Source organism: Streptomyces sp. NPDC056373, assembly GCF_042262425.1.
GTDB lineage: Bacteria > Actinomycetota > Actinomycetes > Streptomycetales > Streptomycetaceae > Streptomyces.
Window position 1 is genome coordinate 279,554 of the sequence record NZ_JBHJPX010000004.1, and the last position, 21,753, is coordinate 301,306.

Genomic DNA, 21,753 nt, shown 5'->3' on the forward strand with positions numbered 1-21,753 from the left:
ACCCCGAACTGTCTCGGTGCAGGGGGCATGTGATTAGATTGCAACTGCGCGGACACCTGGATGTGCCGCGTGGAGCAATTAGGAGCATGGCCCTTCAATGTTGAAGGCCGCATCCGTCTCCTATTGAGTGGCCTGAGTGTTCTTGTGGGGACGCGTGGAAGTGCCGGAAGCCGTCCGCACCGGATGACGTTCGCGATGTAATGCAATCCTTCGCGGATCGATCGGAATGAAACTCTGCCGCACACAGCGCGCAGCATGGTCGACGAAGCCTCTTGCGGGTTCCGCGCGCGACAGACAGATACGGGCTCGATGACGAGTCATCCGGTCAGTCGATCGTTGTTACGGTCCAATTCCGTAGCATCACCCCAGGTCAACAGCGCCCCACCCATCACTGACGGGCCGACGTCGTGGCAGGAAGAGCCTTCTGGCGTGCCACGGCAGCAATGCTGTGTGGTGACTCATCCAGCATAAAAATGTGAGACGCAGCGTAGGAGTGGAATGTCTGACATCACCGGCGTGTCCGCACGCGAAATCGTCGATAGCCGTGGCAATCCCACTGTCGAGGTGGACATTCGTCTGGCCGACGGATCCCTGGGCAGGGCCGCGGTTCCCTCCGGCGCCTCGACCGGCACCCGGGAAGCCGTGGAACTTCGCGACTCCGACCCCGCCCGTTTCCGGGGAAAGGGCGTCACGCAAGCGGTTGCTGCAGTGAACGGAGAAATCGCGGAGACGGTGCGCGGGCTTCCGGCCGATGCGCAGTCCACGATCGACCGGCTGATGATCGAGCTCGACGGGACGGAGAACAAGGGGCGCCTCGGGGCCAACGCCACGCTGGGCGTGTCGCTCGCGGTCGCCAAGGCAGCGGCCGCGTCGCACGGCATGCCCCTGTACCGCTATGTCGGCGGCACGTTCGCGCACGTTCTCCCCACCCCGATGATCAACATCATCAACGGTGGCGCCCACGCCGACAACGGGCTCGATTTCCAGGAATTCATGATCGCGCCGGTGGGTGCGGCCTCGATGGCCGAGGCAGTCCGTATCGGCTCGGAGGTCTTTCACACGCTGCGAGACCTCCTTCGCGCTGCCGGACACAACACCAACGTCGGCGACGAGGGCGGGTTCGCGCCCGATCTGGCCACGGCGGACGAAGCACTCGAGTTCATCGTCAAGGCCATCGAGAAGAGCGGATTCCGGCCCGGCCACGACGTCGCGTTGCTGCTGGACCCCGCGTCCTCCGAGTTCTACCGCGACGGGGCCTACCACTACGCGGGCGAGAACCGCGTCCGGTCGGTCACCGAGCACGCCGACTACCTCGCCGACCTGGCGTCCCGGTTCCCGATCGTGTCGATCGAGGACGGCATGGCCCAGGACGACTTCGAGGGCTGGAAGTACCTCACCGACGCCATCGGCTCCACGTGCCAGCTGGTCGGCGACGACGTCTTCTGCACCAACGTCCGCATACTCCAGGACGGCATCGACCGGGGCATCGCGAACTCGATCCTGGTCAAGGTGAACCAGATCGGCACCCTGACGGAAATGCTGGACACCGCGAACACAGCCTTCCGCGCCGGCTACTCCGTGGTGATGTCGCACCGCTCGGGCGAGACCGAGGACACCACCATCGCCGACCTCGCGGTCGCCCTCAACTGCGGTCAGATCAAGACGGGTTCGCTGTCGCGGGCCGACCGAACGGCCAAGTACAACCAGCTGATCCGGATCGAGGAGGAGCTGGGGTCGGAGGCGGTCTACGGCGGAGTGAAGTTCTTCAACGGCATCAGCTGAACGCGGGAGACACGGCCGCGGTCGTCATGCACGGGAAGACACGCAGCGAATGAGCATCCTCTTACTTCACAAATCCAACGCCAGCCGTCGCGGCCACCTGGCGAAAGCCGCGGAGTACGCGAAGAAGCACGGGGACCGGCTTCTCGTCGTCGTGAAGGATCCGACCTGGGAGAAGGACTTCGCCGACGTCACGGTGTCGGTGGACACCTCGGACATCGGGGCCACGGTCGCCGCGGTACGCGCGCTCGCCGCGACGGAGCAGGAACCCATCCGGGCGGTCGCGGCGTTCGTCGGGCACAGCGTGCCCGCCGCCGCCGCGGTCGCCGCCGACCTGGGGCTTCCCTTCGTCGGCGAACAGGCGGCGCGCACGGTGCGCGACAAGCACGCCATGCGCGAGGCCTTCGCCGCGGGGAACGTGCCACAGCCGGCCTACGGACTGGCCCGGACCCTGGACGAGGCGGCGGCGCAGGCCGCCCGCATCGGCTTCCCGCTGGTGCTGAAGCCGCTCGTCGACAACGACAGCGGCTACTTCCGGCGGGTGGACGACCTCGCCGAACTCACCGAGCACTTCCCGGTGGTACAGCGCGGCGCCTGGTCCGGAATCGCGCACAACCCGCTGTACGCCTGGATGGCGGAGACCTACGACTCGGCCATCCTGCTGGAGGAGTACCTACCGGGCGCGGAGATCAGCGTCGAGTCGATCGTCGTCGACGGCCGGGCCCACGTGGTCGCCCTCCATGACAAGCCCGTCCCCATGGAGGGCCCCTACTTCGTCGACGTCCACTACGCGACCCCCAGCCGGCTGCCGGCCGAGGTGCAGGAGCGGGTCGTCGAGCTCACCGCTGCCTCGCACCGGGCCATCGGCATCGATACGGGGGCCGTTCACACGGAGTTCCGGATCCAGAGCGACGGCACTCCGAAGATCCTCGAGACGGCGGCGCGGCTCGGCGGCGGGCCGGTCTATCAGTCGGTTCTGCTGAGCACCGGGGTGGACATGGTCGCGGCGGTGCTCGACACGGCCTCCGGCCGCCCACCGGATCTCACTCCCCGGGCCGAGCCCACGCCTGCCGGCTTCTATCTGTTCTTCGCGGAGAAAGCCGGGCGGATCAGTGGGATCAGCGGAGTGCAGGAAGCGCGCCGCAATCCCCGCGTGCATGAGCTCTCGCTCTACCGGAAGGTGGGGGACTTCGTCGACGTTCCACCGCGCGTCTGGCAGTCACATGGCCATGTGATCTTTACCGCTGACAGTGACAACGGACTCGTCGAGACGTTCGACGAGCTTGTGAAGTCCATCAGGATCGAGATCGAATAATGCTTTCGATGAGGGTCCGGGCCTATCTCCTGAGGAGTTACCAGTGAAAATCAGGAACGAACTGGCGCCGTATCTTGCGGGCTATGAGGAGAAATTCACGAGCAAGGGCGAGATCCGCTGGCTCCCGCATCTGCTCTTCTTCCACCCGCAGTCGCATCGTTCGGACGTGGTGAACACCGACTCGATCGGTTTCCGGTACGCCACGGACGGCGACCGCAGCTGTTCGGTGGCCGACCTGGGGGACGCCGAGTCGGTACGGCTCCTGGCCGGCAGTTCCACCGTCTTCGGCATCGGTGCCAGCTCCGACGCCTGGACGCTTCCCTCGCGGCTGAACGCCCACGACGAACGGCCCGGCACCTGGCTCAACTTCGGCGGCCGCAGCTTCAACTCGACACAGGAACTCCTCCTGCTCACGCTCTACCGCCACCTGCTGCCGAAGGTGGACGAGATCGTGCTGTTCTCCGGGTTCAACAACCTGAGCCTGGCCCGCATGCCGCAGATGCGGGAGGAGGACCACGGCACCTTCTTCCAGTACACGACGTACCAGGACATCTTCGCGCAGCACGCGAAGACGAAGTCCCCGATGCGCAGCCTGCTGCGCCGGGAGAAGGAAGCGCCCACGCCGGCCGCGCCGAGCATCGACGAGCAGATCAGCTACGCCGCCGACCTCACGCTGCGGCACCTGAGCGGCTGGAAGGCCCTGGCCTCCACCTGGGACGCGAAGATCACCTACATTCTTCAGCCGCTGTCGGGCTGGGTGCGCGACAAGGGGAGCCGGGAAGAGGAACTCATCTTCGACGAGCTTGAGCAGCACGGCGGTTTCGCCGCGATGTACGGCGATATTCTGAGCCGCGACGTGAACGTCGAGTACGCGGCGTTGCTCGAGCAGGGCGCGAAGGAAATGGGCGTCGACTTCGTCAATTTCAGCCCCGTCCTGGCCGGTTCCGCCCAGCAGGACCAGTGGCTTTTCATCGACCGGATCCACCTGACGGACCACGGTCATGATTTCGTTGCCGGCAAGATTCTGGAAAACATCTAACCTGGAGCCCCGCATGTCGTTCATCAAATCCCTGCTCGGCCGTATTTTCCGCCGGAAGAAGTCCAAGAAGCCGGACGCGTCCATCTACCCGATGTTCTGAGACCGGTCGAGCACGACAAGAGAGCACCATATGTGGCGTGAGACGTACCGCAGGTGTGTCGACCCCGAGATATTCCTGGGCACCACCGCGATCAAGACACTCATGGCCGAGGTCGCGTCTGTTGATCCCGAGACCGACGCTCCGAACCTGGACGTCACGCTCCACGAGGCCTCCTCGTGGCGGAACGAACAGGGCAGCGCCTACCGGGAGTTAGCAGACTCCGCCGACCTGGCCGAGGCATCGAGAACCCTGGCGCACGCGCTGCTCCGCCAGTCCGGGCCCCTCGCCTCGACGCTCGGGACCTGGTTGCAGGGCATGAGCGCACCCGGGGTCTTCGAGGACGAGGTTCACCTCAGGATCCTGGCCCTGTTCGCCGACGACATCGGCGTCGGCGGGCCGCGCTCGTCGCGCTACGACGCGTTCAAGGGCCTCGCGGCGCAGTACGGCCGTCCCGAACTGGCTGTGGACGCCGACGAACTGGCCGCCGAGCGGCCGGTCCGGGACCACATGTTCGCCCTGCCCGCGGCCTTGTTCGCGGTCAGCCGACGCAGCGACGAGTTCGCGGCTGTGATCGCCGGCATCGACGTGGTGCTGCGCTCCGTCGGCATGCTTCCCTGCTGGCAGGCGCTCCGCGCGAGCGATGGCGCCCCGGCCGAGTGGGCGCGTCTGGACCTGGCACAGTCCACCGGGGCCACCGGCATCGAGGCGCCGCTGGACCTCTCGCGTGGCGTGGCTGAGAAGTTCTGCGCAACCGGCGAGACCGCGCGCCGCCAGGTCGCGTTCGGCGCGGCCTGGATGCTCGACGCCTTGCGGTCGTGGAACGAGCTGCTGCTCGACGAGGCCCGCGCCGCGCTGCATCCGCAGCGTGCGATGGAACAACTGATCCGGGAGCGGGCCCGAGAAGGCGCCGTCTACCACCAGAACTTCCGGATGGACGGCGGAGAGTCGCTTTCCGAGCTGCTGGAGCGGGCCAAGACCGACCCGGGCCCCCTGCTGATGAAGCTGGCCGCGACCCGCATGGTCAAGCCGGGCAACGCCGAGCGCAGCTCCCTGGTCAACGGCCTGATCGGCCCGAAGGGCCCGATGTTCCGGGTCTTCTCGGCAGCTGACGTCGAGGTGATCTCGACGTGGATCGACTCGCTGGCCGACTCCGAGCCGGAGCCCACGCCGCCGCCGGCCGCGCGGGTCCCGAGCGCACCGGCCCCCGGCCTCATCGACCGGACCGCCGAGGCGGGCGTGGTGCCGGCCGATGTCCGCGAGGCGTACTTCGTGCTGCAGGGGCGCGTACTGGCCCCGGGCACCCGCGACTTCGCCCTCCGGTACGTGAACCACTGGCTGGCCCGGGCGAAGCGGTCGCTGGGCCGCACGGACCGTTCGCTGCCCGAGCGGTGGACGTCGGCCGGAATGCGTCCCTGGCTGCTGGACATGCACGACAAGCACGGCGTCGAGTTCGAGACCGGCAGGTCCGGCGACATGCCGACCCGCGAGCAGGTCATCGACGAGACCCTGCAGCTGGCGCCGCTGACGCTGATCGACGGTTCGTGGCTGCAGGGCTTCACCGACGCGGGGCTCGCCACCACCCGGTACGGTTTCCCGCTGTTCGAGACGTACTGGGACGAACTGGGCAACGGCGACATCGAGCTCAACCATCCGAAGATCTACCGTGACGTGCTGCGGGAGATGGGCATCGAGCTCGCCCCCACCGGCAGCCGGGAGTTCGCCTACGACGCCCGGTTCCGGGAGGAGTCGCTGGAGCGGCCGGTCTACTGGCTGTGCCTGGGCAAGCTGCCGCACACCTTCATGCCGGAGATCCTCGGCATGAACCTGGCGATGGAGCTCTCCGGTGTCGGCGGCAGCTATCGCACCGCCCGGCGCTTCTTGAAGCACTACGGCTTCTCCACGCACTTCGTCGATCTCCACAACACGATCGACAACGTGTCCACCGGCCACTCGGCCTGGGCCGCCGACGCCATCGACACGCACATGCGCACGGTGTCGAAGCTGTCGACCCCGGCGGAGTCCGCCACCGAATGGGAACGGGTCCGCATCGGCTACGAGTCACTGGCCCCGCTGCCGTCGTCCACCGTCGCCGACCGGATCGGCGACCGATTCCGTACAACTCCGTGGAAACCTCGATCGCAAGGCGGGTCGCTGTTCCACCACGCACCGGTGGGGGTGTCCTGATGTCCATGTATACGCTGGGAATTTCGGCCTACTATCACGACAGCGCGGCCGCGTTGGTACGCGACGGCGTTGTGGTCGCCGCCGCACAGCAGGAGCGTTTCAGCAGGGTCCGGCACGATTCCGCGTTCCCGACGGACGCCATCGCGTACTGCCTGGACCACGCGGGGATATCCCTGGCGGAGCTCGACGCTGTCGTCTACTACGAGGACCCGAGCCTGAAGTACGGGCGTGTGCTGTCCTCGTTCGCCAGTGCCGGCCCGCGTGGCCTCCAGCCGTTCTCGGCCGTGCTGCCGGAGTGGCTGCGCTGGAAGCGCGACGTCCTGAAGCGCGTGGACGCCGAGCTCGTGGCGATGGGGCGCGGCACTGCGCCACGGGCCGTCGCCTCGCAGCACCACCGCTCGCACGCCGCATCGGCGTTCTACCCCTCGCCGTTCGAGAACGCGGCGGTGCTCACGATCGACGGCGTCGGCGAATGGCAGACCACCACGATCTGGCACGGCCGCGGCAACTCCCTGGAACTGGTCAACTCGGTCTCCTATCCGCACTCGGTGGGAATGCTCTACTCGGCGTTCACCTACTACTGCGGCTTCAAGGTCGACTCCGGCGAGTACAAGCTGATGGGCCTGGCGCCCTACGGCGAACCGCGGTACGCGGACGTCATCCGCCGGGAACTGGTGCACATCCGCCCTGACGGCTCGTTCACGCTGAACATGAAGTACTTCGAGTTCCATCAGGGTCGCCGCATGGTCGGGCGCGCCTTCGAGGAGCTGTTCGGCGCGCCGATCCGGGACGCGGAGAGCGAACTGGAGCAGCGCCACTGCGACTTGGCGGCCTCCGTCCAGGTGGTCACCGAGGAGATCGTGCTGGGCCTGGCGCGAGCGGCGGTCGAGCAGACCGGCGAACGCGCGCTCGTCATGGCCGGCGGCGTCGCCCTGAACTGCGTCGCCAACGGCGTGCTCAGCCGCTCCGGCATCGTCGACGACCTGTGGATCCAGCCGGCGGCCGGCGACGCGGGCTGCGCGCTGGGCGCCGCGCTCGACCACTCGGTCCCGGCGCACGGCCGGCCGCACCTGGCCGGCGGCGGCGACGGCATGTCCGGCGCACTGCTCGGACCGGGCTTCTCCGACAGCGAGATCGAGAAGTTCCTGCAGGAGAACGGCTACGTCTTCACCACGTTCCCGCCGGACAAGCTGTACGACGAGGTGGCCGGCCACCTGGCCGAGGGCGCCGTGGTGGGCTGGTTCCAGGGACGCATGGAGTTCGGCCCCCGAGCCCTGGGCGCCCGGTCGATCATCGGCGACCCGCGCGACCGGTCCATGCAGAAGCGCATGAACCTCAAGATCAAGTTCCGTGAGTCGTTCCGGCCGTTCGCGCCGGCCGTCCTGGCCGAGGACGCCAAGGACTACTTCGGTCTGGTCGGCGACAGCCCGTACATGCTGGTGGTCGCCGAGGTCGCGGACCGGATCAAGACCGAGACCTCGCTGAAGCCCGGCGGGCCGAGCCGCGGCCTGGGCAGCATCAACGAGGCCCGTTCCGAGCTGCCCGCCATCACGCACGTGGACCTCTCCGCCCGGGTGCAGACCGTCACCGAGCGCGACAACGCCCCGTACGCCCGGCTGCTGAGCGCCTTCAAGGCGGCGACCGGCTGCCCGGTCCTGGTGAACACGTCGTTCAACGTGCGCGGCGAGCCCATCGTGCACACCCCCGAGGACGCCTACCGCTGCTTCAGGCGCACCGGGATGGACGTGCTCGTCCTCGGCAGCCACGTACTGCACAAGGACGACCAGCCGCCGTTCGCCGAATCCGTCGACTGGCGCGACGAGATCCCGCTCGACTGACAAGGAATGGTCTCCATGCGTTTTGCAGCATCCGCGGTGTTCGTCGCGGTGTTCGTTCCGATCTCGCTGTACCGGCGGCTGCGGGGATCGAGCCGTTTCGGTCCGCGCTTCCACCAGGGTTCCTCGGCCTGGGACCTGCCGCGCGCGGTGAACCCGCGCTGACGGCGCTCGCTCACGTCCTTTTCCGAGAAGCAGGGAATGATGTTTACCAGTAGAGAACCGTTTCGGCTCCGTTGGGCCGCGGTCATGGACCACACGCGACGCGACCGCGCCATCGAGCCGTCGGCGTGGCGCACGCGGTGCATTCGCGCCGGTGAGGTGCACGAGTTCATCAACGTGGGCCCCGGTCCCCGTTACCCCGTCGACCACGTCGAGTACTACGGATTCGCCGGCTTCGAGACGTCGGGCGTCCTCGCGGTCGGTGACGCCCTGGTCAGCGAGGGGCGCACGCTCGGCACCATCAGCGGCTTCGACGAAACCCACATGCCCAACCACTACAACATTCTCGTCGAGGGCGCGGACCTCCGAAACGGCCACGCACTCGGGCTGAAGGCCGGAATGGCCGCTACCACGTGCCCGCGAGAAGACAAGGATTCCGGGGGGTCCTGATGTTCGACTACCAGAAGCTCTACGCGAACCACATGTCGGCCGACCGTCCCGTCTTCCTCTGCCTCGACTGCGAGAAGGAGACGGACGACAGGACGCACCGGTGTCCGTCCTGCAAGGGCGCGATCGAGGTCCTGTACCCGCTCGACCGGGCCGAGATCGGGTCGTTCGACTCGAACCCCAACCCGCTGCGGCGCTACAAGGACCTCCTGCCCGTGGCCGAAGAGGACCACATCACCTGGCTGGGCGAGGGCAACACCCCCTGCACCGACGTACCCGCGCTGGCCCGTCTCCTCGGCGTCCGCTCGGTGTACATCAAGGACGAGACGCGCAATCCGACACGATCGACCAAGGACCGCATCGCGTCGGCCAGCCTGAGCCGCTTCAAGGGCCTCGGCGTCAACGAGTTCGTCATGGCCTCCACGGGCAACAGCTCCATGGCGTACGCGAACTCGATGAGCCTCGTGCAGGGCTTCAAGCTCCACATCTTCGTCGGGGAACGGTTCGCCTACCGTCTGAACTACGCGGACCACCCCCAGATCGACACGCATGCCGTCGCCGGCACGTTCGTCGGTGCGGGCGCGGCCGCCCAGAAGTACGCCAAGGAGAACGGGTACTTCTGGGAGGGCGGCTTCTTCAACTACGCCCGCCGCGAGGGCCTCAAGATGTCCTACCTCGAGGCCTACCAGCAGATGCCGTCGGCGCCGACCCACGTCTTCCAGGCCATCAGCAGCGGCATGGGCCTGCTCGGCGGTTACAAGGGCGCCGTGGAGATGAACCGCCTCGGCCTCCTGGAGAGCCTGCCGGCTTTCGTCGGTGTGCAGGAGAACAGCTGCGCCCCCATGGTGAGCGCGTGGAACGCGGGCCGCGCCGCCATCGCGGAGGAGGACATCGTCGAGAACCCCGAGGGACTGGCGCACGCCATCCAGCGGGGCGACCCGACGAACACCTACCCCTACCTGCGCTCCATGGCTCTCACCACGGGCGGCGCACTGGTGGCCGCCCAGACGCACGACATGCACATGGCCAAGGGACTGCTGAAGTCACTCGGCTTCGACGCCTGCTACGCGGCCGCCGCGTGTCTCGCGGGCGCGATGCGGATGGCACAGGAAGGGTCCCTCAAGGAGGACAGCGACCTGCTCATCATCCTCACCGGTGCGGAGCGGCCCATGCTGCCCACGCCGACGAACATCCTGGGCGTGGCCTCATGACCACGGTCGCGGACGAGATCGCCCGCAGGCTGGCGGAGCGCGGTGTCTCACAGGTCTTCGGATACCCCGGCGAGACCTCGCTCTCGCTGTACGCCGCCCTCCAGCGGAACGACGAGCTCACCCACGTCGTCGGCCGGTGCCCCAGGGGAGCGGCCTACGCGGCCGAGGCGTACGCCCGGATCAGCGGAGGTGTCGCGGTCTGCGACGCCCCGGGAGGAATCGGTTCTCCCTACGCCACCCCGGCCCTCCTGGAGGCCTTCAACAGCGGCACGCCGCTGGTGCTGATCACCTCGGGCCCCAGCAAGAGCACCCCGCGGCCGTGGGCAACAGGACAGGTCGAGCACGCACGGCTCTTCGACAGCGTAGCGAAGCACGTCTACGTGGTCCGTGAGCAGCGGGGCGCGCTGGCCGTCATCGACGCCGCGCTCGTCCTCGCGGAGCGGCCCCGCCGCGGCCCGGTCGTCGTGGAGATCGCCCCCGACGTCCTGGAGGCCGAGGCCGACCCGACGCTGCTGGACGCGCCGTCCACCGCGGCAAGCGAGACGGCCCACGCGGACACGGCCGCCACGGCCGGCGGCGCGGTCGCGCGGGCCGCCGAAGCGGTCGGGCGCGGTGCGAGCGCCGCCCTGATCGCCGGTGGCGGCTGCCACGCGGCGGGCGCCGCCGAGGCCCTCCGGGAGTTCGTCGACCGGTTCGGCATCCCGGTGTTCACCACACTCAACGGCAAGGGCGTTCTCTCCGAGGTCGGCAGCGACCTGCCGCGGGTGGTCGGGTCGAAGGGCGACACGCCCGCCAACGAGTACATCAGCGGCTGCGAGGTCGTCCTCTACGCGGGCTCCAAGATGGGCGACAAGTCGACCAACCAGTACGCGTGGCCGTCGCCCGGCCAGTTCCTCGTCCGCATCGACGACGACCCGGCGATCGAGGACCCCGACCCGCTGCGCGGCTGCGTGCTGCGCGAGGACATCGCCGACGGCCTCAAGCTGCTCACCGACGCGCTGGGAGAGTGGTCCTACGGCGGCCCCCGTCCCTCGACCACCACCGCCGGCAACTGGTCGAAGACCGGCACCGCCTCGCTGGTGGCGACGGTCGACGCGGAGCTGTCCGACCGGGACGTCTGCGTCGGCGAGGCCAGCGTCGCGAGCGGCTGGTTCGGCGCGCTGCTGCACCTGACGCCACCGCAGCGCCTCATCACCCCGCGCGGAACCGGAAGCCTCGGCTACGCGATCCCCGCGTCCGTCGGTGCTGCCGTCGCACGCCCCGACGCGACGGTGTGGGCCCTGGTCGGCGACGGCGGACTCACCATGTCCATCGGCGAGCTGGAGACCATCGAGCGCCTCGGTCTCGACGTGAAGATCATCGTCCTCGACAACGGACGGCTCAATCTGATCGACCAGCACGCCATCCACCGGCACGGAGCCGCCGCCGTCAGCCGTGATTTCCACCGGATCGACTGGCCCACCATCTGTGCGGCGATCGGCCTGCCGGTGATGGCCTCGGACGACCCGGACCGCGACGCCTCGGAGATCGCGTCCTTCTTCTCCCGGCAGGGCCCGGCCGTCCTCGTGCTCGACACGTCGGTCGACGAAGTCTCGCCGGACATGGCGATAGCAATTCGAAAGGTGCACTGAAAATGACCCTGATGATCCTGCACACCCGCAACGCGAGCCGCCGCAAGCACCTCGCCAAGGCCGCCGAGACGGCCCACGCGCTGGGCCACCGGGCGATCGTCGTCGTGGAGCAGCCCAGCTGGGAGCACAGTTACGTCGACGCGGTCTACGCCGCGCCCACCGGTGACCTCGACGCCACCGTCGCCCGGTGTGTGGAGATCGCGAAGGAGGAGTCCGAGCCCATTGCGGGCGTGATCGCCTTCGTCGAGCACAGTGTGCCGGCCGCGGCCGCGGTCGCCGCGGAACTCGGCCTTCCGTACATCTCTCCCGAGACGGCCGCGAAGAGCCGCGACAAGCTGAGCATGCGCAGCGCCTTCGAGACCGTGGGCATCTCGCAGCCGCGCTTCGCGCTCGCGTCCTCGGTCGAGGAGGCGCAGGAGGCTGCCCGGTCCATCGAGTACCCCCTGGTCATGAAGCCCATCATCGGGGGCGGCAGCATGTTCGTCCGCCGGGTCGACAGCCCGGAGGAACTGGCCGAGCATTTCGAGGAGATCCGGCAGGGCGCCTGGGCCGGGTTCGACTACGACCCGCTGTTCTTCCTCAAGTCGCGGTACTCGGAGGGGATTCTCCTCGAAGAGTTCCTCACCGGTGACGAGATCAGCGTCGAGAGCTACGTGCAGAACGGCGAGACGACCGTCGTCGCCGTTCACGACAAGCCGGCGCCGATGGACGGCCCCTTCTTCGAGGAGACCTTCTACGCGACTCCGACCGTGCTGACGGGCGAGACGCTGGAGAAGGTGAAGAAGTTCACGACCCTGGCCCACGAGGGGCTCGGCATCACTCAGGGCGCCACACACACGGAGTTCCGGGTCTCCCCGGAGGGCGAGCCCTACATTCTGGAGACCGGCGCACGCCTGGGCGGCGGCCCGGTGTACCAGAGTGTGCTGCTGTCGACCGGCGTCGACATGGTCGAGGTCCTCACCAAGGTGTCGCTGGGCGCGGACGCCGATGTCGTCGTGGACAGCGAGAACTTCCGGCACGTCGGCTTCTCGCTGCATTTCGCGGAGGAGCCCGGTGAACTCGTCGCCGTCGACGGAGTCGAGAGCCTGGAAGCCAGTGACAGCGTCTCGGAGGTCATGATCTACCGCCAGCTCGGCGAGCAGGTCGACGTGCCGCCGCGGGTCTGGCAAGCCCACGGACACGTGATCTTCACTGGGGAATCCCGTGAAGACATTCTCGAGAAGCAGCGGGACATCAACGAGACTCTCCGGTTCCAGGTTCGGTAACTGATACGCAGGATTGGGCAGCCACCCATGTCTCCACTACTTCCCGACACCAGACCACGCCGCGTCCTGGCGCTCGCGACGCTGGTCGGCACCATCGGAAAGGGAATTTTCCTCACCGCAGGTGTGCTGTATTTCACGAGATCCGCACATCTTCCCGTCAGGCAAGTGGGCATCGGGCTCAGCGTTGCCGGTTTCATATCGGTGGCTGTCGGAGTCCTCGCCGGTTATCTGGCCGACCGTCGCGGGGCCAGGGGCATTTATGTGGCAAGCCTGGTGCTCGGCGGCCTCGCGACCGCGGGCTTCTGCCTGGTGAGCAGCTTCTGGCCGTTCCTCGTGGTGGCGAGTCTGGCCGCCGCCGCTCAGGGAGCGGGCCTCATCGCACGTGGCCCGCTCATTCGCCGCTACGGCGGCCGACGGCCACAGGAGTTCCGCGCCTACATTCAATCCGTCACCAATGTCGGGATCTCTGTGGGTGCCGCGGTGGCCGGATGGGCCGCCCAGGCCGATACGCGCAGCGCCTATCTCCTCATCGTCATCGGCAACGCGGTCATGCTCCTGGCCTCCGCCGCGATCATGCTCTACCTGCCGCCGGTGGCGCCGGAAGCCCCGGCGGAAGGGCCACGCTGGCTGGCTCTGAGGGATCGCCCTTACATCGCGCTGTCTCTGCTGGACGGCATTCTGTCCATCCAGTACCGGGTGCTGACGGTGGCCATTCCGCTGTGGCTGGTCAGTCAGACCGCCGCGCCGCGCTGGCTCATATCGGCCATCGTCATCGCCAATACCGCCATCGTCGTGCTCTTTCAGGTGCGTGCCAGCAAAGGCATCGACAGCCCCCGGGCGGCAGGATTCGCCCTGCGCCGGTCCGGGGTCGCCTTCCTCATCTCGTGCGTGGCCATTGCCTGGTCCGCCGGGGTCCCCACGTGGGTTGCCGTCACCATGCTGGTCATCGCCACCGTCGTGCACAGCGTCGGCGAGTTGTGGCAGGCCGCCGGCGGATTCGAGATCTCCTTCGAGCTGGCGCCGAGCCACTCTCAGGGTCAATATCTCGGCGTGTTCGGCATCGGGCTCGGTCTGGCCGAAAGCTTCGGTCCTGCCCTGCTCACTTCCTTGTGCATCGGACTGGGAAAACCGGGCTGGTACATCGTGGGTCTGCTCTTTCTGGTGGCGGGACTCGTCCAGCCGGCGGCCGTGCGCTGGGCCGAGCGCACCCGGAACGTCCCTGGCGAGCAAGCGGTCTCGAAAGCACCCGGGGTTCCCGTCGAAAATTCTTCCGGCGTGGCCTGACGGCCGGCCGATCCGCCGGGTTTCACGCAGCCATCACACCGATTTCGCAAGGAGTGTCCCGAGTGAGCCCTGAACCTCCCGCCGCCGCATATCGTGGCGGGGAAAACGTCGCCGAGCTCGTCCGTTCCGGTTTCGTCGAGAGTTTCCACCGCGGCTCCGTCGCGGTCGTCGATCCCGCGGGCGTACTGGTCAAGTCGGTCGGTGACGCGGCCTCTCCGGTCTTCCCGCGCTCGGCCGTCAAGCCGGTGCTCGCCGTCGCGATGCTGCGCGCGGGGTGGAAGCCCGGCAGCGCCGCCGAACTGGCGGTCGCCGCGGCCAGCCACCGGGGCGAGCCGATGCACGTGGCGCAGGTCGAGGCGATCCTGTCGGGCGCGGGGCTCGGCGAAGACGCGCTCCAGTGCCCGGCGGACCTGCCCGGGGACCCTGCCGCCCAGCGGGCACTGATCGCCGCGGGAGCCGGGCCGCGGCAGGCGTACATGGCCTGCTCGGGCAAGCACGCGGCCATGCTCGCGGCTTGTGCGGCCAACGGCTGGGACACCGCGACCTACCGGGAGCTCGACCACCCGCTGCAGAAGCTGGCCGCGTCCGTGATCGACGAGCTGTCGGGCGAGCCGGTCACCGCGACCGGTGTCGACGGCTGCGGTGTGCCGATCTTCGCCGTGAGCCTGACCGGCCTGGCCCGTGCGATGACCCGTCTGGTCGAGGCCACGGAGGGGACCCAGGAGCGGGAGGTCGCCGACGCGATGCGCGCCCACCCGCAGTTGGTCGACGGCACCGACCAGGTCGACGCCCGGGCGATGACGGCTGTTCCGGGCCTGCTGGTGAAGCTCGGGGCGGAGGGCCTGCACTTGCTGGCCGCGCCGCGAGCCGGGGCGGTGGCGGTGAAGATCGACGACGGCGCGAGCCGTGCCTCCATGCCGGTGGCGCTGCGTGCGTTCATCGAGTTCGCCGGGCTGCCGGTGCCCGAATCGGCCAGGGGCACCGTCGAGGAGCTTCTCTCGCCACAGCTGTGGGGCGGCGGCCGACCGGTCGCCCATCTGCGCACGCTGCTGTAAGAGCTCACCACCACCGGACACGGACACCGCCGCCCGTCCGTCACCGCGGTCCGTCAAGACCCCCGGGTGCGACGCGCGGGCCCGCGGCCGGCTTGATGTCCTGTCTCCGTCCCACCCGCGGTACCGCCGCCTGGGCACGCACCGCTTACCCGTCACTCTCAACGAAGGAACCGACCCGCCATGAGCGTCCTGATCCTGCACACCAGCACTCCCAACCGCAAGCCGCACTTCGCCCGTGCCCGGCAGCACGGAGAGCGGTTGCTGCTGATCGTCAACGGCCCCACGTGGGAGCCGGAGTTCGTGGACCGCGTGGTGGACGCGGACACCAGCAGCATCGAGGAGACGGTGGCCGCGGCCCGGGAGCTGGCGGCCTCGGAGAGCGAGCCGATCGAGGGGGTCGTGTCCTTCGTCGAGCACAGCGTGCCCGCTGCCGCGGCGGTCGCCGCCGCGCTCGGTCTGCCGTACATCAGCGAACAGACCGCGCACATCGCCCGTAACAAGTTCGAGATGCGTACCGAGTTCGCGCGGCACGGCTCCGTCCCCGGACCGGGCTTCGGTCTCGCGCACACCCTGGACGAGGCTCGGCGGCTGGGGTCGGACATCGGCTATCCGCTCGTGATGAAGCCGCTGATCGGCGGCGGCAGCATGTACGTACGCCGGGTCGACAGCGAGACCGAACTCGATGAGCACTTCGACATGATCCGGGGCGGGGCCTGGGACGGCTTCGACTACGACCCGCTGCACCGGGCGGACCGGGAGAAGTACGGCGCGGCACTGCTGCTGGAGGGCTATGTCGAGGGCAGCGAGGTCAGTGTCGAGTCCGTCGTGCGTGACGGGGAGACCCAGGTCGTGGCGATCCACGACAAGCCGCTGCCGATGCAGGGCCCCTTCTTCCAGGAGGTCTTCTTCCGTACGCCCTCCCAGCTCTCCTCCGGGATTCAGGCTCGCATCGTGGAGTTGACGGCCCACGCGCACGAGGCGCTGGGCATCCGTACCGGTGTCACGCACACCGAGTTCCGCATCCCCGCGAACGGCGAGCCGGTCATCCTGGAGACCGCCGCACGGCTCGGCGGCCTCCAGGTCTACACCTCGGTGCTGACCAGCACCGGCGTCGACATGGTGGACGTCATCCTGGACGTCGCGCTGGGCCGCGAACCCGACTTGAAGGGGACCGGCGACGCCCGGCCGACCGGCTTCTTCGGCTTCTTCGCCGAGAAGGCCGGCGTGATCACCGCCATCCACGGTGTGGAGGAGGCCCGCGCGACCGAGGGCGTCGTCGACGTCGAGGTGTACAAGAGCGTGGGCGACATCGTCCAGGAGTCCTCCCACGTCGGGCAGGCGCACGGCCACGTGATCTTCACCGCCGACGACCCCGAGGGTCTCGACGCCCGCTTCAACGAACTGCGTGCGATGCTGCGGATCGACGTGGCGGCTGAGTGAACGTCCGGGCCGCCGCCGGCCCACCGCGGCCGTTCCGGGCACCGCGGCACACGACGACGGCCGGTGGCCGCCCCACGTCGAGTCCGTAGGAACCGTCATCGACCCGGTCGTGGAGTCACCTCACCGACCATCAGGACTTCACCACCGGGCTCCCGGGGAAGACAGGATCCTTGACTGCACGCACTGCCGGCTCGTCCTCGTCCGGTGGCATGAACACCATGCCCGGATCGGCCGCGCGTTGCGGCACGGTCCGGCTGCCCGACCGGACAGCCGGACCCGCCGGGGTTCTGCTGGACATGGACGACACTCTCGTCGACTTCAGCGGGGCGAGTCCTGCGGCTCTGGCCGAAGTCCTGGGCCCGGAGGCCGATTTCACGACGTGGATGGCGCTGACCGATCGCTGGTATCCACGATTCACCTCCGGACGGCTGAGCTATCAGGCCCTGGAGCGGAACCGTCTCGCCGAGATGCTCACCGTGCTCGGTCGCCCTGTTCCTGGCACCGCCGGTCTCGACGAACTTGACGCGCGACGCAAACAGGCCGTGGAATCCCGGCTCCGGCTCTACCCCGACGTCCTTCCTTTCCTTCGGCGCGTGCGCGCCGCCGGATACCGGATCGGGATCCTCTCCAACTCCGACGGGCGTCAGCAGCGACGCCGCATCACGGGGTTGGGCCTGCGCCCCTGGCTCGACGCGATCACCGTGTCGGGCGATTCAGGTCTGGCGAAGCCGTCCCCGGAGTCCTTCGCCCTGGCCTGTGATCGCCTCGGCACCCCGCCCGAGCGCACGGTGCACATCGGCGACAGCCTGGACAACGACGCCGTCGGTGCTCAGCGTGCCGGTCTGACAGGGGTTTGGCTGCGCAGGAACGCCCCTGACGGAGCCCCCTCCCCCGCCGGCATAGCGGTGGTCACGAGTCTGGCCGCCATGGGGTGAGGGCCCGTCATGTCGCGAGAACCGCGCGAGCCCACCGATATGCAATCGATCATGCATATCGATATACGCCGCAGTGTGCATCCGGCGGAGGCGGTGCCACTCGCTCCGGCAGGCGGGCGCGTCCCCGTCGATCCGGTGGACGCCCCGTCGGCGATCTAGCGGGGGGACCCGGTGTGCTCCCGCACAGTCTCCGCCTCGCTGACCGCCGTCCCGGCCCCCGGCTCGGCGCTCTTCCTCGCGCACCCGCGCCGACCCGGCAGGACCGCGAGGACGATCAAAGTTCCGGCGGCCATGATGATCCCGCCGATGAGGCTGGTCTGGGCGACGCCGTGGGCGAAGGCCTGGTGGACGGCGTCCACGGCGGCCTGGGCCTGCCGGGGCCCGGTGGAGGGATCCTGCGCGACCCGCTGCGCGACGGCCAGGCCGGCGCCGACCGACGGATCCTTGTGTCCAACCTGCGTCCAGAACGATTCCCGGATGGACCGGTCCGGCCGGGAACGAAGAGCAGCGCCCCAGCTCGGGCGGGGATCTCGAACCCGCCCGCAACGGATTCCCCTTCCAACACGAGAGGCTCTCCCCGGGTGCTGAGGCAGAGCCTCGACAGGGGGCACCAGAGGCTGAAGCCTGTGCCGTACGCGACGACCTCCCGCCCCACCTGGAAGGTCGAACGCTGAAAGGAGCCCACCGGGAAGTTCCTGGCGCCCCCTCTTCTGGCGCGCTCGCTGCAAGTCCACAGATCCGAGAAACAGACCACCAGGGGTGTGCGGACTCTAGATATACAATCGATCATGTATATTGATATACGCCACAGTGTGCATGAGGAGGCTGTCTTGAGCCGCACCGTGATCGACCTCGACGACGAGGCACTGGAAGAAGCCGCCAAGGAACTCGGCACTACCACCAAGCGCGACACCATCAACACCGCCCTGCGCGAGGTCACCGCCCGCTACCGGCGCCTGCGCGCACTCGAAGACGCCCGGCAACTGGTGACCGACGGAGCCCTGGACGTCGACATTCTCCTGGACAAGAACCAGTACCGGCCGTGACCATCGCCGACTACCTCATCGACACCTCCGCCCTCGCCCGCGTCCTGCTCCGCCAGACCACGACCGACTGGGACGACAGGATCGGCTCCGGCCTTGTCGCGATCTGCGACATCACGGAACTCGAGGTCCTCTACTCCGCCCGCTCAGCCGCGGACCGCGCGCGACTGAAGGCTGCACTCGACGCCCACTACGTGTGGTGCCCCATGCCTGACGGCGTCTACCGCCGCTCCCGCATCGTCCAGGAACAACTGGCCGCAAAAGGGGAACACCGCAGTGCGGGCCCCGTCGATCTCCTGGTGGCAGCGGCCGCGGAAGAAGCAGGCCTCACATTGCTCCACTTCGACCGCGACTTCGAAACCATTGCGCGCACGACGGGGCAGCCGGTCCGCATGATCGACCTCAGGCAGTAGAGTCCGCCCGGTCGCACGGACGGACGTCAAGCCTCTCGCTGACCGCCCACCCGAGGCGTCACCGGGCGCCGGGGTGACCCCTGTGACCAGCACGTCGGCGCCTTCCGCGATGAAACGCTGCGCGGTCTCCAGACCGATCCCGCTCGTGCCGCCGGTGATGAGGGCGCGCTTGCCCGCAAGACGATTCATGTTGATTGTTCCTTGCCGAGTCGATAGGTAAGTCGATGGACTTACCCACTGAAGGCAGCCCCCGCGCCATCCATAAGGCAAGTCGATCCACTTACCATCGACGCCTGGAGTGGTTCAGTCACGGACGCCTCGCGCCGGAGCAGGCGGCCGACATCGGCTAGGTGCACCTCGTCCTCCGGCCGTGATGATTCTTCGCGGGCGTCGGCCGGTCAGCCGCGTTGCCGGCGGGCGCGCAGAGCGGCCCAGTGGCGCAGGCGCTCGGCGATCTGGGCTTCGTAGCCGTTGCGGGTGGGCTCGTAGTACGTCTCGCGGTCCATGTCATCGGGGAAGTAGTCGTCACCGGAGAAGCCGTCGGCTGTGTCCGGGTCGTACTGGTAGTCCTTGCCGTAGCCGAGGTCCTTCATCAGCCGGGTCGGGGCGTTGAGGATGTGGGCGGGTGGCATGAGCGAGCCGGTGTGCCGGGCTGATCGGAGTGCGCCGTTGAAACCGCGGTAGACGGCGATGGACTTGGGTGCGGTGGCGTAGACGACGGCCTGGGCGATCGCCAACTCGCCCTCGGGGGAACCGAGCCGCTCGTACACGTCCCAGGCGGCGAGGGCCTGTTGGATGGCGTGGGGGTCGGCCATGCCGATGTCCTCGTTCGCGAAGCGGACCAGCCGGCGGGCGACGAACAGCGGGTCCTCGCCGCCGTCGAGCATGCGGGCGAGCCAGTACAGGGCCGCGTCCGGGTCGGAGCCGCGCATCGACTTGTGCAGCGCGGAGATCAGGTTGTAGTGGCCCTCCTGCGCCTTGTCGTACAGCGGGGCCCGCTGCTGGATGTGATGGGCGAGCCCGGTGGTGTCCAGGGGAGTTCCGGTGTCGGGGAGGGCTTGGAGCTGTTCGGCCATGTTGAGGAGGTAGCGGCCGTCGCCGTCCGCCATGGCGATCAGGGCGCGGCGGGCGTCGTCGTCCAGGGGCAGACGGTGGCCGGTGAGCTGCTCGGCGCGGGCGAGGAGCATGGACAGGGCCGCTTCATCGAGGCGCTTGAGGACGAGGACCTGTGTGCGGGACAGGAGGGCGCCGTTGAGTTCGAAACTCGGGTTCTCCGTGGTGGCGCCGATCAGGGTGACGGTGCCGTCCTCGACGTAGGGCAGGAAGCTGTCCTGCTGGGCACGGTTGAAGCGGTGGATCTCATCGACGAACAGCAGGGTGCCCTGGCCGATGCCGCGCCGGCTGCGTGCGGCGGCGAACACCTTCCGCAGATCGGCCACGCCGGAGAAGGTCGCGGACACCGGCTCGAAGGCCAGGTTGCCGGCGTCCGCGAGGAGCCGGGCGATGGTGGTCTTCCCGACGCCAGGCGGGCCCCACAGGATGGCGGAGCCGAGGCGCTGCCGGGCGACCATGCGGCCCAGCGGGGCGTCCGGGGCCAGGAGGTGGTCCTGCCCGACGACATCTTCCAGCCGGGTGGGGCGCAGGCGGTCGGCGAGGGGCCGGGCGGGCTCCTCGCCGAAGAGCGGCAGAGTCGCTTCGGTCGGTTCCATCGGTCTCTCGGGTCGGAAGCGGACGTGTGCGGACGTGGCGAGCCTTGCACGGGGCACTGACAGGCGTCGGCTCAGCCGCTCGTGGGGAAGCGCGCGGTGCTCATCGGGCGCCGGGGCGGTCGCGTCGCGGCAGCCGCTTGGTGACCAGGTCGTAGGAGTCCTCGACCGCGTCGGTGACCAGCCGTTCGGTGATGCCGGGGCCTGGCCCGAGGGAGATCCAGTGGCGTTTGTCGAGATAGCGGCCCGGTGAGATCGAGGCGTGGGCGCGTACGTGAGCGCGGGCGTGTTCGGGTTCGCACTTGACCGTGATGATCTGGTCGTCCGGGTCGTCGGTGACGATCAGGAACACCTTGCCCGCGACCTTGTACACGTCGAGTGTCGGGGTGAAGGGGTAGCCGTGGCTGACGTCGGGGAGGGCCAGGGCGGCCCGGCGGGCGGTGTCCTGGAGGCGGTCGCCAGCCGCGCTCACGTGGCCGCCCGCCTGCTGGTGCCGTAGGTGTGCGGGTCGACAGGCCGCTCGGCCCTGGGCAGTTGGGCGACGACGAGCCGGTAGGAGTCGGTGACGAGTTCCTCGACCAGCTTCCTGTCGACGCCTTCTCCGCCCTCCACGGTGATCCAGTGCTTCTTGTTCATGTGGTAGCCGGGGGTGATGTGGCTGTACTGCTCCCGCAGGGCGTCGGCCTCGCCGGGGTCCGCCTTGAGGATCACGACGGGACGCCCCGGGACTTCGGTCATCAGCATGAACACCTTGCCGCGCACCTTGTAGACCTCCCAGTCGGGGCCGAAGGGGTGCTCCAGCTGGGCTCCGGGGAGTTCTTCCGCGCAGTCGGCGGCAGTCTTGTGCAGGGTCGATGCGTTCATGGGCGGTGGGCCTTCTCAGGTGGTGACGGACTGTGGCGTCGAAGG

The 21,753-nt window shown here is 68.5% G+C and carries 19 protein-coding genes and 2 pseudogenes; 16 read left to right on the top strand and 5 right to left on the bottom strand.

The genetic code is table 11. The annotated features are described in order from the left end of the window. Positions 1 to 498: 498 nt before the first annotated feature. From eno to ACFCXS_RS10480, 14 genes are all read left to right on the top strand, one after another. Positions 499 to 1,782 carry a phosphopyruvate hydratase gene (gene eno, locus ACFCXS_RS10415; protein WP_376642836.1) on the top strand — a complete coding sequence of 428 codons (1,284 nt, stop codon included), beginning with the start codon at positions 499 to 501 and terminating at the stop codon, positions 1,780 to 1,782. A gap of 49 nt (positions 1,783 to 1,831) precedes the next feature. Beyond that, entirely contained in the window at positions 1,832 to 3,094 is a 1,263-nt protein-coding gene (locus tag ACFCXS_RS10420) for an ATP-grasp domain-containing protein (protein ID WP_376642838.1), read from the top strand. Between the two features lie 43 nt (positions 3,095 to 3,137). After that, complete coding sequence (locus ACFCXS_RS10425; RefSeq protein WP_376642840.1) at positions 3,138 to 4,133, top strand: SGNH/GDSL hydrolase family protein; 996 nt, start codon at positions 3,138 to 3,140, stop codon at positions 4,131 to 4,133. Positions 4,134 to 4,263: 130 nt separating this feature from the next. After that, complete coding sequence (locus tag ACFCXS_RS10430; protein ID WP_376642842.1) at positions 4,264 to 6,417, top strand: iron-containing redox enzyme family protein; 2,154 nt, start codon at positions 4,264 to 4,266, stop codon at positions 6,415 to 6,417. Beyond that, complete coding sequence (locus ACFCXS_RS10435; RefSeq protein ID WP_376642844.1) at positions 6,417 to 8,255, top strand: carbamoyltransferase; 1,839 nt, start codon at positions 6,417 to 6,419, stop codon at positions 8,253 to 8,255. The genes ACFCXS_RS10430 and ACFCXS_RS10435 overlap by 1 nt, the downstream gene beginning before the upstream one ends. 15 nt (positions 8,256 to 8,270) lie before the next feature. Then, positions 8,271 to 8,417 (top strand): hypothetical protein, encoded by a 147-nt coding sequence (locus ACFCXS_RS10440; RefSeq protein ID WP_376642846.1) that lies wholly within the window; start codon positions 8,271 to 8,273, stop codon positions 8,415 to 8,417. A 39-nt stretch (positions 8,418 to 8,456) separates the two neighbouring features. Continuing rightward, entirely contained in the window at positions 8,457 to 8,864 is a 408-nt protein-coding gene (locus ACFCXS_RS10445) for a DUF6917 domain-containing protein (RefSeq protein WP_376643028.1), read from the top strand. Next, positions 8,864 to 10,072 carry a pyridoxal-phosphate dependent enzyme gene (locus ACFCXS_RS10450; RefSeq protein WP_376642847.1) on the top strand — a complete coding sequence of 403 codons (1,209 nt, stop codon included), beginning with the start codon at positions 8,864 to 8,866 and terminating at the stop codon, positions 10,070 to 10,072. Before ACFCXS_RS10445 ends, ACFCXS_RS10450 begins: the two co-directional genes overlap by 1 nt. Continuing rightward, positions 10,069 to 11,703, top strand: coding sequence for a thiamine pyrophosphate-binding protein (locus tag ACFCXS_RS10455; RefSeq protein WP_376642848.1), 1,635 nt, complete (start codon positions 10,069 to 10,071; stop codon positions 11,701 to 11,703). Before ACFCXS_RS10450 ends, ACFCXS_RS10455 begins: the two co-directional genes overlap by 4 nt. A 2-nt stretch (positions 11,704 to 11,705) precedes the next feature. After that, positions 11,706 to 12,968, top strand: coding sequence for an ATP-grasp domain-containing protein (locus ACFCXS_RS10460; protein ID WP_376642849.1), 1,263 nt, complete (start codon positions 11,706 to 11,708; stop codon positions 12,966 to 12,968). A gap of 27 nt (positions 12,969 to 12,995) precedes the next feature. Further along, positions 12,996 to 14,252: an MFS transporter gene (locus ACFCXS_RS10465; RefSeq protein ID WP_376642851.1), complete on the top strand. Its 1,257-nt coding sequence runs from the start codon at positions 12,996 to 12,998 to the stop codon at positions 14,250 to 14,252. A 62-nt stretch (positions 14,253 to 14,314) separates the two neighbouring features. Next, entirely contained in the window at positions 14,315 to 15,307 is a 993-nt protein-coding gene (locus tag ACFCXS_RS10470) for an asparaginase (RefSeq protein ID WP_376642853.1), read from the top strand. Positions 15,308 to 15,487: 180 nt separating this feature from the next. Continuing rightward, positions 15,488 to 16,747, top strand: a complete 1,260-nt coding sequence (locus tag ACFCXS_RS10475) for an ATP-grasp domain-containing protein (RefSeq protein ID WP_376642855.1) — start codon at positions 15,488 to 15,490, stop codon at positions 16,745 to 16,747. Positions 16,748 to 16,917: 170 nt separating this feature from the next. Further along, on the top strand, positions 16,918 to 17,682 hold the full coding sequence (locus ACFCXS_RS10480) for an HAD family hydrolase (RefSeq protein ID WP_376642856.1): 765 nt from the start codon (positions 16,918 to 16,920) through the stop codon (positions 17,680 to 17,682). Positions 17,683 to 17,837: 155 nt separating this feature from the next. Here ACFCXS_RS10480 and ACFCXS_RS10485 read toward each other — a convergent pair. Then, positions 17,838 to 18,119, bottom strand: a pseudogene (locus ACFCXS_RS10485) (MFS transporter); the annotation flags it as partial. 393 nt (positions 18,120 to 18,512) lie between these two features. Between ACFCXS_RS10485 and ACFCXS_RS10490 the strand changes: the two are divergent. Further along, entirely contained in the window at positions 18,513 to 18,728 is a 216-nt protein-coding gene (locus tag ACFCXS_RS10490; protein WP_319280468.1) for a type II toxin-antitoxin system VapB family antitoxin, read from the top strand. Next, a complete protein-coding gene (locus tag ACFCXS_RS10495) occupies positions 18,725 to 19,138 on the top strand; it encodes a PIN domain nuclease (RefSeq protein WP_376642858.1) in 414 nt (137 codons plus the stop codon). Before ACFCXS_RS10490 ends, ACFCXS_RS10495 begins: the two co-directional genes overlap by 4 nt. A gap of 56 nt (positions 19,139 to 19,194) precedes the next feature. Here ACFCXS_RS10495 and ACFCXS_RS10500 read toward each other — a convergent pair. The 4 genes and pseudogenes from ACFCXS_RS10500 to ACFCXS_RS10515 form a co-directional block, all read right to left on the bottom strand. Further along, positions 19,195 to 19,327 (bottom strand): annotated as a pseudogene (locus ACFCXS_RS10500) (SDR family NAD(P)-dependent oxidoreductase); the annotation flags it as partial. 209 nt (positions 19,328 to 19,536) lie between these two features. Then, positions 19,537 to 20,847, bottom strand: coding sequence for a replication-associated recombination protein A (locus ACFCXS_RS10505; protein WP_376642859.1), 1,311 nt, complete (start codon positions 20,845 to 20,847; stop codon positions 19,537 to 19,539). A 100-nt stretch (positions 20,848 to 20,947) separates the two neighbouring features. Beyond that, the gene (locus tag ACFCXS_RS10510; protein WP_376642861.1) at positions 20,948 to 21,316 is read right to left on the bottom strand and encodes an MmcQ/YjbR family DNA-binding protein; all 369 of its coding nucleotides are present in this window, start codon (positions 21,314 to 21,316) and stop codon (positions 20,948 to 20,950) included. After that, on the bottom strand, positions 21,313 to 21,708 hold the full coding sequence (locus tag ACFCXS_RS10515; RefSeq protein WP_376642863.1) for an MmcQ/YjbR family DNA-binding protein: 396 nt from the start codon (positions 21,706 to 21,708) through the stop codon (positions 21,313 to 21,315). The genes ACFCXS_RS10510 and ACFCXS_RS10515 overlap by 4 nt, the downstream gene beginning before the upstream one ends. Between the last annotated feature and the right edge of the window lie 45 nt (positions 21,709 to 21,753).